9 protein-coding genes are annotated in these 9,466 nt (G+C 67.6%); 6 read left to right on the top strand and 3 right to left on the bottom strand.

The genetic code is table 11. From position 1 onward, the window contains the following. The first annotated feature begins 422 nt into the window (after positions 1 to 422). Positions 423 to 923, top strand: a complete 501-nt coding sequence (locus AB0J62_RS40190) for a SigE family RNA polymerase sigma factor (protein ID WP_363883062.1) — start codon at positions 423 to 425, stop codon at positions 921 to 923. Beyond that, a complete protein-coding gene (locus AB0J62_RS40185; protein WP_363883059.1) occupies positions 920 to 1,768 on the top strand; it encodes a PASTA domain-containing protein in 849 nt (282 codons plus the stop codon). The genes AB0J62_RS40190 and AB0J62_RS40185 overlap by 4 nt, the downstream gene beginning before the upstream one ends. A gap of 47 nt (positions 1,769 to 1,815) precedes the next feature. Here AB0J62_RS40185 and AB0J62_RS40180 read toward each other — a convergent pair whose 3' ends face one another. Next, positions 1,816 to 2,514 (bottom strand): hypothetical protein, encoded by a 699-nt coding sequence (locus AB0J62_RS40180; protein ID WP_363883057.1) that lies wholly within the window; start codon positions 2,512 to 2,514, stop codon positions 1,816 to 1,818. 79 nt (positions 2,515 to 2,593) lie between these two features. On the opposite strand from AB0J62_RS40180, the gene AB0J62_RS40175 reads away from it, so the two are divergent. The 4 genes from AB0J62_RS40175 (at position 2,594) to AB0J62_RS40160 (ending at position 8,104) form a co-directional block, all read left to right on the top strand. Continuing rightward, a complete protein-coding gene (locus AB0J62_RS40175) occupies positions 2,594 to 3,775 on the top strand; it encodes a tyrosine-type recombinase/integrase (protein WP_363883054.1) in 1,182 nt (393 codons plus the stop codon). Further along, positions 3,772 to 4,905 (top strand): hypothetical protein, encoded by a 1,134-nt coding sequence (locus AB0J62_RS40170; RefSeq protein WP_363883051.1) that lies wholly within the window; start codon positions 3,772 to 3,774, stop codon positions 4,903 to 4,905. Before AB0J62_RS40175 ends, AB0J62_RS40170 begins: the two co-directional genes overlap by 4 nt. Positions 4,906 to 4,920: 15 nt before the next feature. Beyond that, positions 4,921 to 6,303 (top strand): tyrosine-type recombinase/integrase, encoded by a 1,383-nt coding sequence (locus tag AB0J62_RS40165; RefSeq protein ID WP_363883048.1) that lies wholly within the window; start codon positions 4,921 to 4,923, stop codon positions 6,301 to 6,303. A 307-nt stretch (positions 6,304 to 6,610) separates the two neighbouring features. Beyond that, a complete protein-coding gene (locus AB0J62_RS40160) occupies positions 6,611 to 8,104 on the top strand; it encodes a hypothetical protein (protein ID WP_363883045.1) in 1,494 nt (497 codons plus the stop codon). 509 nt (positions 8,105 to 8,613) lie between these two features. Here AB0J62_RS40160 and AB0J62_RS40155 read toward each other — a convergent pair. Together AB0J62_RS40155 and AB0J62_RS40150 are read right to left on the bottom strand one after the other, a co-directional pair. Further along, positions 8,614 to 8,748, bottom strand: a complete 135-nt coding sequence (locus AB0J62_RS40155; protein ID WP_363883042.1) for a hypothetical protein — start codon at positions 8,746 to 8,748, stop codon at positions 8,614 to 8,616. 89 nt (positions 8,749 to 8,837) lie between these two features. Further along, positions 8,838 to 9,347 (bottom strand): helix-turn-helix domain-containing protein, encoded by a 510-nt coding sequence (locus tag AB0J62_RS40150; RefSeq protein ID WP_363883039.1) that lies wholly within the window; start codon positions 9,345 to 9,347, stop codon positions 8,838 to 8,840. Positions 9,348 to 9,466 lie beyond the last annotated feature (119 nt).

Below are 9,466 nucleotides of genomic sequence, written 5' to 3'. Positions count from 1 at the left end.
CCCGCCACCATGCCCGCCACCATGCCCGCCACCATGCCCGCCACCATGCCCGCCACCATGCCCGCCACCATGCCCGCCACCATGCCCGCCACCATGCCCGCCACCATGCCCGCCACCATCCGAGCCGTGGCCGCCGCCGTCGTACCTGCCCGCGCCATGACCCTCGGCTGGGTGGACGTTCCGGGGCAGATGCATGTCGGCAAGAGAATGTGTAATCAGCCGTCAGATCCTTGGAGCAAGACCGTTTGGTTGGAGGTGGGGCCAGCCGTGACATGTCGGATTGGACAGGCTGCGGCGTCACGCGGGGGCTGAGCCCGCTGCTGGCGAAGATGGCAGCCTGTCGGTATTCAAGACTTACTGGAACCTTTGGATGCTGCCAGCCTGTCTATACGGGTGAAGGGCTCTTGAGGGGCAGGTGAGTGATGGCCGGGGACGCGGACTTTAGCGAGTATGTTGCCGCGCGCTGGCCCGGGCTGGTGCGCTCCGCGGTGCTCCTGGGGTGCACGCGCCCCGAGGCCGAGGACCTCGTGCAGACGACCCTCGAACGATGCCTGGTGAAGTGGGGCAAGGTGCGGGAGGCCGACGACCGGGACGCCTACGTGCACCGAGTCTTGATCAACATCTTCATTTCCGCACGTCGCCGCCGCTGGACCGGCGAGAAGCCAGTGTCGGATCTCCCCGAGCGGGCCGGACACGATGAGACCGCCGGCGTTGACGACACCGACGCGATGATGCGTGCGCTTGCCCGGCTGGGCACCGACCAGCGCACCGCGGTGGTGCTGCGCTACTACGCCCACCTGAGCGACCCGCAGATCGCCTCCGTGCTCGGCGTTGCAATCGGAACAGTGAAGAGCCGACTGTCCCGAGCTGTGAAGGTCCTCGCGGAGGACCCAGGCCTGGCAGAACTGCGAGGAACCCGATGATCGAATCCAAGCTGACCGAACTCCTCGAACGCGCCGGAAACCGGACAAACGTCGGGCCACCACCGATCGAAGCCATCCGCGCAGGCGCTGCGCGCCGCCGCCGTCGGCGTGCAGCGGCACTCTCGGCTGTCGGCGTGGCAGCCGCGGTAGTTGCGGTGGGCGGGACGTTGCTGCTCGCGGGCGGCCCGATCTTCACGAACCCCGCGCCGCCGGCCGCCTCGACACCGCCGGCGCCCGCCGCGACGCGACTGGTGGGCATCGGCCACGCCGCCATCGCCGTGCCCGAGCAATGGGGCACGAACCAGCTCGCCTGCGGAACGCCGCAGAAGGACACCGTCATCATCGATGCGGGCCCCCAGAACCTCTGTCTGGTAGATCGCCCCAAAGGTGTCGAGAGCGTACTGGTGCGTAGCGGCAAGCCAATCGGCTTCCGGGCCGACGAGACCTTCCAGCTCGACGGCGTGCGAGCCGAACGTCAGCGGACAACCTGCACGGGCGATTCGCCCCGGACGGTCTGTTCAGGCACGGTGTTCATTCCGTCTCTCGACGTAGCGTTCCAGGCGGAGTCCTCCACGAACGCTGGCGAGGTTCACGGCATCCTCGCCCGGATCATGATCGTTCCAGACACCATCGGTGTCCCAGATCCCCTGTTCAGCGAATCGAATCCAGCCGCCCGTTTCAGCGAGCAATACGCGGACAGGCTCACCGCACTGGGCCTGAAACCCAACATCCAGACCAGGAAATCCTCTGGCTCCATACCCGGTACCATCCTGGCCGTCTCCCCCTCGCCAGGCACGATGCTGACGCCTGGGGCAACGGTATTGGTCACTATTGCCCAACCTTGAGTCATGCAGCATGCAGCTCGCCGGACGTGGTCCAGTCCTCGATCGGTTCATCGCCGATCCACGTGTCTAAGTTGGGCAGTTGCACTTCTGAGCGTGCGAGCTTCAACTCCACCAGACCCACGCGTCCTCGACCAAGCTCTGCATCTGCCCACCACCACACGTCCACGACACCTGTCGCGCACCGCCGGCAACACCCGGACCGCCGCTTGACCTCGGACGACGGTCCCTCGCCGCGCCTCGGCAACACTGTCCACCCCGACAGAATTCACCTTCACCCACTCCCGGCGGCCCGGCTGATACCGGCTCGACGCTCCCTTGACCACCAGACCCTCCACACCGGAGGTCTTGAACGCCTCCAGCCACTCCCGGGCCTCGGCCAGCTGCGTGGTGACCGGCGACAGCTGCAATGGCGGTCGCCACGCAACGGCGAGGCTTTCCAACCGGCCGCGGCGCGACGTCCAGCGCATCGGCCGTACGTCGACGTTGCCGACCGCGAGGACGTCGAACACCACTAGCGAGGCTGGCTGTGCGGGCGCCAGCCGCCGCCGGACGGTGGCGGCGGTGTTCACCATCCGCTGCTGCAGCGCGTCGAAGTCCATCCGGTCGCCGGTCCACACGAGCAGCTCGCCGTCCAGAACACAGGCCGTGCTCACCTGCTCCGCGACGGCTGCCTGGATGTCGGGGAACTTCGCCGTGAAGTCCTTTCCGTTGCGCGACCACAACCGCACCTCACCGGCTCGGCACACGACGCCGACCCGACTAGTTGACTGAACTCTTCGGGTGCCCGATTGGCGTGATTGGTGCCGGACTGGAGAGGGTGTGGCGGTGGCGGGTGTCGTGCTGGGCCGGGTCGTGGAGTTCGAGCAGGGATTGCCGTGGCGGGTGGTGTTCCCGGAGACCGAGCACGCAGGGGCGTCGGGGTTTCTGCGTGAGTTGGCCGTCTCGGACTGCTCGCCGGCGACGTTGCGCAGCTACGCCTACGACCTGCTGCGCTGGTTCCGGTTCTTGCACGGCCGCTGGACGGCGTGGGAGCGGGCAGAGCGTTCCGACGTGCGTGAGTTCGTGGAGATGTTGCGCGAGGCACCGGTGCCGCAGCGACTGAATCGCCGCTCTGATGGTCCTGCGCCCGGGTCGGTGAATCCGATCACCGGCAAGGCGACGCTCGGTGCGACGTACGGCTCGCGGACGATCAACCATCAGCTGAGCGTGCTGTTCGGCTTCTACGAGTGGGCGTGCGCGGCAGAGCTCGGACCGCTGGTGAACCCTGTGCCCGCGCAGCGAAGCCGCGCGACGGGCGGGCGGTTGAACGCCCACCACAACCCGATGGACAGCTTCGTCATCCATCAGCGGGCGACCTACCGGCAGAAGACACCTCGGCCGATGTGGCGGGCGATCCCTGACGACGCCGCCGACGCGCTGTTCGGCGCGCTGCGAAGCCACCGCGACCGGGCGCTGGTGTCGTTCTGGTTGTCGAGCGGTGCCCGCGCGACCGAGCTACTCGGTCTGTGTCACGGCACCGACCTGGATGCTGGCTCGAACACGATCACGGTGGTCAGCAAGGGCAGCCGGTTACGGGAGACGATCCCGGCGAGTGTGGACTCGTTCGTGTGGCTGGCGCTGTATCTGCAGCAGGAACGGCCGCCGATCGAGCACGGTGGACCGGTGTGGTGGACCCGGCAGGGCACGCCGCGACCGCTGACCTACCACGCGGCGCGGGCGGTATTGCAGCGCGCGAACGCCGCGCTGGGGTCGAACTGGACGCTGCACGATCTGCGGCACACGGCGGCGGCGCGGTTGCTGGCGGATCCGGCGTTCTCGCTGTTCGACGTGCAGACGATCCTTCGCCATGCCAGCGTCTCGACCACGCAGATCTACAGCCAGCCGCGGCTGGAGGACCTGGTCGCGAAGGTTCTCGAGCACCATGCCCGGCCACGCCCGGCGGGCCCGGTGATCGAGCCCGTCTACGACGAGGCTGCGGTGCGCGAGCTCCTGGGGCTGCCCGCATGACCAGAGCACCCGCCGTCGGCGCCGATCTCGTGACCGATCCGCGCGCGGTGGCGCAGATCCAGGCGGCGCGCACCCGGGCAGCATCCGGCCCAACTACGAGGCCGCTTTCGCCACCGGCCTTGGTCGCGCCGGACTTGTTGTTCGGGGCGACCGGCCGGCTGCGGCCGCACCGCGCCTACGACCTCGGTCTCGAACCGCCGAGCCTGCCAGCCGGCGCAGCGGGCGCGCAGATCCAGCACCTCGGCCTGGACGACACGATCGCGGCAACCCTGGACAAGGTGCTCGGGACCTTCCCGAGCCGCAAACCGACCTCGACCGGCGTCCGGCGGATCCTGGGCTGGCTGCACCAGTTCGACGGTGAGACGTGGGAACAGCGTTGGATGGCCAGCGGCGCCGACCTCGCCCCGAGAGCGTGGCGTTCAGCGGTGACGCCCCGCACACCGAACGCCTCCGTGGCTCAGGGGGTGAACGCGTTGATGGTGGCCCGTGTGCTGCGCCCGTCCTACGGCTGGCAGCTGGCCACCGGGGCCGGCGCCTACCTGCCGCAGCGCATGCTCGGTGTCAACGACGCCGAGCAGCTGGAGCGGCTGCGGTCGTTGCCGGCCTACCGGTCGGCGCTGCTGCGTCACCAGTACGACGCGGAGGCATGCTTGTCGCGGGTGCTGATCCGGACCGGTAAGAGACTCGAGGAGCTGCAGGGCGAGGATCTGCTCTTCTACGCCGATGTCGTGCGCACGTCGGGCCGGACTCGGCGCGAGCACCTGGCTTGGGAGCTGCTGGTCGCGCTCGGCCCGTTCGCGGGCGAACCGCTGACGCTGCGGGCTGCTTGGTCGGCCAAAGGCAACTCCCGCCAGCACTCGGTGCAGACCCTGGTCGACCGCTACGGCGTCCCGGCCAGCGGCGTGCGTGACCTGCTGATCGACTACCTGAGCGAGCTCAAGCCGTCGATGGACTACGGCACGCTGGAGGGGTGGGCCTACCGGTTGGTGCGGCTGTTTTGGTGGGAGGTGCTCCAGATCAACCCCGGCCAGGCCGATCTGCGGCTGACACCGCAGGTTGCTGCTGAGTGGCGTGAACGTCTCTCGGTAACCATCGACGGACAACCGCGGCGCCAGATCCACTCCACCTAGTTCGCCGTCCGCGGGATGTATCGCGACCTGGCGGAGTGGTCGCACGACGAGCCGGCCCGCTGGGGTCCGTGGGTCGCGCCGTCCCCGGTGTCGCGGCACGAGTCGAAGAGCGCCTCGAAAGCGAAACGTCGTCAGCAGTCGCGGATGCAGAACCGCACTAGGGCGCTGACGCCGCTGCTGCCGGCGCTGGTCGCGGAGGCGGTGCGTCGCCGGGACTGGTCGGCCCGGCTGATCGCCGCGGCGCAGCAGGCCAGCCACGGGCAGCGGTTCATCGTCGACGGCTCGGAGTTCGAGTTGCATCAGCCGCCGCCGCGACGCTACGAACGCGACCGGCCGAGCCTGCTGCGCGCCCGGATCATCGCTGCCGCGCCGGACATGCCGCTGCTCGGCGTCAACCGGCACGGCCTGGCCGACCTCACCGCGGCCGAGTCCGATGGGTTCTGGGCGTGGGCCGTCATCGAGACGCTGCGCCTGACCGGGATCCGGGTCGAGGAGCTGCTCGAGCTCACCCAGTTGTCGCTGCGCCACTACACCGCCGCCTCGACCGGGACACTGGTGCCGTTGCTGCACATCGTGCCGAGCAAGAACGACGCCGAGCGGTTGATACCGATGACGCCGGAGCTGGTGACGGTGCTCGTCGCAGTGCAGCGGCGCGCGAAGGGCAGCGGTGACCGGATCCCGTTGTCGGTGCGCTACGACCCACACGAGAAGGTGCACGGTGAGCCGTTCCCGCACCTGTTCGTCCGCCGGATCGGTGCTCGCACCGAAGTGCTGTCACCGTCGGTGGCGCGGCGGCTCATCATCGCCGTCGCCGAGGCGGCCGGCCTCCAGGACGCCGGGCAGCCGATCTACTTCACGCCTCACGACTTCCGGCGGCTGTTCACCACGGAGATGGTCTCCAGCGGCCTCCCGCTGCACATCGCGGCAACCCTGCTCGGCCACCTCAACCTCGACACAACCCGCGGCTACACCGCGGTCTTTCCCGAGGAAGTCGTGGCCGCGCATCAGCACTTCATCGAACGTCGCCGGGCCACCCGGCCGGGCGGTGAACTCCGGGCGGCGACCGGGGAGGAGTGGGCCGAGTTCGAGGAGCACTTCTTGCTGCGCAAGGTCGCTCTGGGCGAGTGCCACCGACCCTACGGCACGCCGTGCGTTCATGAGCACGCTTGCGTGAAGTGCCGGTTCCTGCGCGTCGATCCCGCCCAGCTGCCCCGCATCGAGGAGATGACCGCCAATGCCACGGAGCGGCTCGCAGAAGCCAAGGACCGGGTCTGGCTTGGCGAGGTCGCCGCGCTGGAGGACTCGCTCAAACACCTGAGGCAGCGCCACATCGAGGCGACGCGGCACTGTCGGCACGATCACTGGAGACGACACACGGATATGCGATGCCGCCGCTGATCGACGGCCAGGACGTCCTCAGCGAAGGCGTCAGTCGGTAGGCAGCGTCTCGACGTCGGCCGGGGTCATGTCGCCGGGGGACGCACCAACCGCAGCGGGTGCTTTTGGTGGAACTCCGCCGTCATGCTGTTGAGGAAGCTGGTCTGTTCGGTGCAGCCGTCGCCGGTCTGCCACAGGGCGATCTTGTAACCCGCTGACGTATCTATGGCGGGGGTTGGCGAGTGGGCGTGCTCGGTTGTCGTCGATTCGGCATGAAGGTCGTCACCTCCGTTCATTGTCAACGACGTGAGATCGCCAGACCACTGGAGTGGAATTGAATAAGAAGAGAACGATCAAGAAGAAACCGATCACGGTGGCTGCTGCGCTGGTGGCGGCGATCGCGGGTTTCACCGTGGTGGGCCCGGTGGGGGTTGCCCAAGCGGCGACTACCCCCGAGGGCTTCATTGTGGACTTTGCGAACTCTGATCATCGCCTGGTACACGTCTCGCCTGGCTTGGTCGACGTGTCGCCGTCTCTGTTGGACGCTGGGACCAGTCCTTCGGTCGCTGCGCTGGCCGACGGTGGCTACGAGGAAGCTTTCCAGGCGTCGGACCACAGTCTGTGGCTGGCCAGTTCCGCTGAGGGCGGGCATCAGTTCCGGCAGAATTGCAGCCCCAACCCCGTGCCCGAGATGCCCGGCACCAGCCCGGACATCACGGTCACCGCCCAGGGGCAGTTGCGGGTCGAGTGGGCCGAGTCGGGCCGGGAGTCGGCCGCAATTGTCACTCCGGGCGTGCAGCCGCAGTGTGGTTTCACGGAGGGCTCTATCCTCCCGGGTACGACCCCGTCCGTGGTCGCTCTCAACCTGGGACGGGGAGGCTACGCCTCGACCTGGGTGGACAGCAGCGGCCGCCTGATTGTGGCGGAGACCGACGCGACCGGGCAGCCCTCCGACCCCAACGTCGGGTTCTCGATTCCGGCAGGGCACACGATCGCGCCGGGCACCATCCCGTCGATCGCGACCGGCCGACTTTCCGATCCCATTACTACTTGGAAGCTCGCCTACCAAGACATCACCGGCCATCTGGTGACCCTCGATTCCACCGGTAAGTTCGACGTCACTCCCTCGGTGCTGGCGCCGCACACCAGTCCGTCGGTCTCCAATGCCTTGGGGGGACACTTCTTGATGTCGTTCGTGGCCTCTGACAACTCGGTGTGGGTGGACATCGATGGCGGCGGCCATCGGCTTCCCGGCCTGTTCGCGGCGCCGGGAAGTAGTACCGCCATCGCTGCTGCCCGGGACGGCAGCACCGATTGGGAGGTCGCGTTCGAACGCGCGAGCGACCACCACTTGGTGACGACTGATTCGCTGCAGAACGTGATTGACTCCACCCAGGTGATGGAGGACGGCACGACGCCCTCGGTCGCGGCCCTGAACCCGATCGTCCCCCTCCCGGGCGGTCTTTGGCGCTTCGACCGGCAGCCGGACGACAACGGGTTCGCCGCTTACGCGGGCAGTCTCGGAGGAGGCCAGGTGGGCGGGAAGGTGGTCCAGATCACCTACCCTGTGGTGGGCACTGCTGACTCCTCGGTGTTGTTCGTGAAGGCGGGTCATACAACGGCAGAGTGCGGCAACCCCACTGCTGTCGTTGCTCTGCGTGAGGGTTCGGGGGCGTTGACCGCTCCCCAGTTGGCCGCGATTTTCGGCACGACACAGCCGCTGTTCTTGCCTGGAGTTCCGTTGTTCGAGCGCCTGTGTTACAGCGGCCCGAACCCGCCCGCCCAGGTTGCGGTTTTCGTGAGCACGCAGGACTTGAACTGACGGTTGGCTGATCCATCCTGATGTTCGTGTGCGCCCGCCGGCCCTCGGCCTGCGGGCGCGCACCCGGTCTCGGTCGGATAGCACGAAGGCGACGGGCTCGCACGACGAAGGAGTTTGCGCTGAAGTTGCGGGACTGCGGAGCCCACGTCGCAGTCAGGACATGACCTTGCGGGGGTTCCCAGCCCGGATTCGATGGTGCGTTCGGCTTCACGCCGACCGAGCCTGATCCTCGTGGCGGCGGACAGCAGGTCGTCCCGGATGACTTGCCTGTCGAGCGCTCCAGCCGCCGCGACCCGTCCAAGCGCGTACGCGGAGGCGTTGAGCTGATCGTTGCGATGGCCGGGTGTCGCCGCGAGAAGTTTCTCGAGGTGTCCTTCAAGGGCCCTCAGACCGGACGCGGAACAGAGGATCCGGGCATATGAGGCACGCGGGTTCGTCACCATCCGCAACGCCGGCGCCAGAACCGTGATACGCCTGATATTCAACCCCGACTAGACGGCTTGACTAGTTCAGTGAATGAACCCGTCCCACTTCAACTCGAAGCGCGCCCCGCCGGCCATGCCACGCTCGCCGGGCAGTTGCTCAACCGCATGAGCCAGGGCCAGCCCGACCGGCCCGGTCAGATCCGCCGCCCACGTGGCCATGTCGCCAGTGTTCACCGACCGCGGGCTCCCGGGTGGTTGCGCGTGGCGACAATTGGCGCACGGTCACGTTGCGGCCGAAAGGGCGGCGATCAGCGTCGGATCGGCTCAAGCAGTCGCTGCGGGAAAGGCTCCGGGCGGGCCATCGGGTCGGGCTGGAGGTCGATCGGCCGCGGCTGCCGGTCGACGTTGCGGGCCGACGGGACAACTTTGCAGTGCTCGCAGTATCCGGTGTCGTCGAGGGTCGTGCCGCACTGGTGGTGGGTGAAATCCTGGCGGTACTGCGGATCCAGATAGTTGTCGTTGCCGAACTGTGCGAGCGCCGACACGACCGGCCACAACTTCTCCCCTTTCGGGGTGAGCTCGTACTCGTCGTGGGCGCCGGCGCCGGGGACCCGGGCGACTACGCCCTCTTCGACGAGGCCGTTGAGCCGCTGGGTGAGGACCGCGGGTGAGATCCCGATCCGCTTGCGGATGTCGCTGTAGCGGCGCATCCCGAAGAACAGGTTGCTGATGATCAGCAGCGTCCAGCGCTCGCCCACGACGTCGAGCGTGCGGGCGATCGCGCAGTCCTCCATTTGGTAGCTGGTCCCTAGTGCCATGCCTCGAGTCTAGCACTTGGTTTGATGACAGAATCAATAAATGCTATGGTCACCGATGTGACTAATGGTTCTGTGACCGATGTAAGTCCGCAGGAACTTCAGGGTGCCCGTCACCAGCA

The organism is Kribbella sp. NPDC049584, from assembly GCF_040675555.1.
GTDB lineage: Bacteria > Actinomycetota > Actinomycetes > Propionibacteriales > Kribbellaceae > Kribbella.
This window is presented reverse-complemented; position numbering and strand designations above follow the sequence as displayed.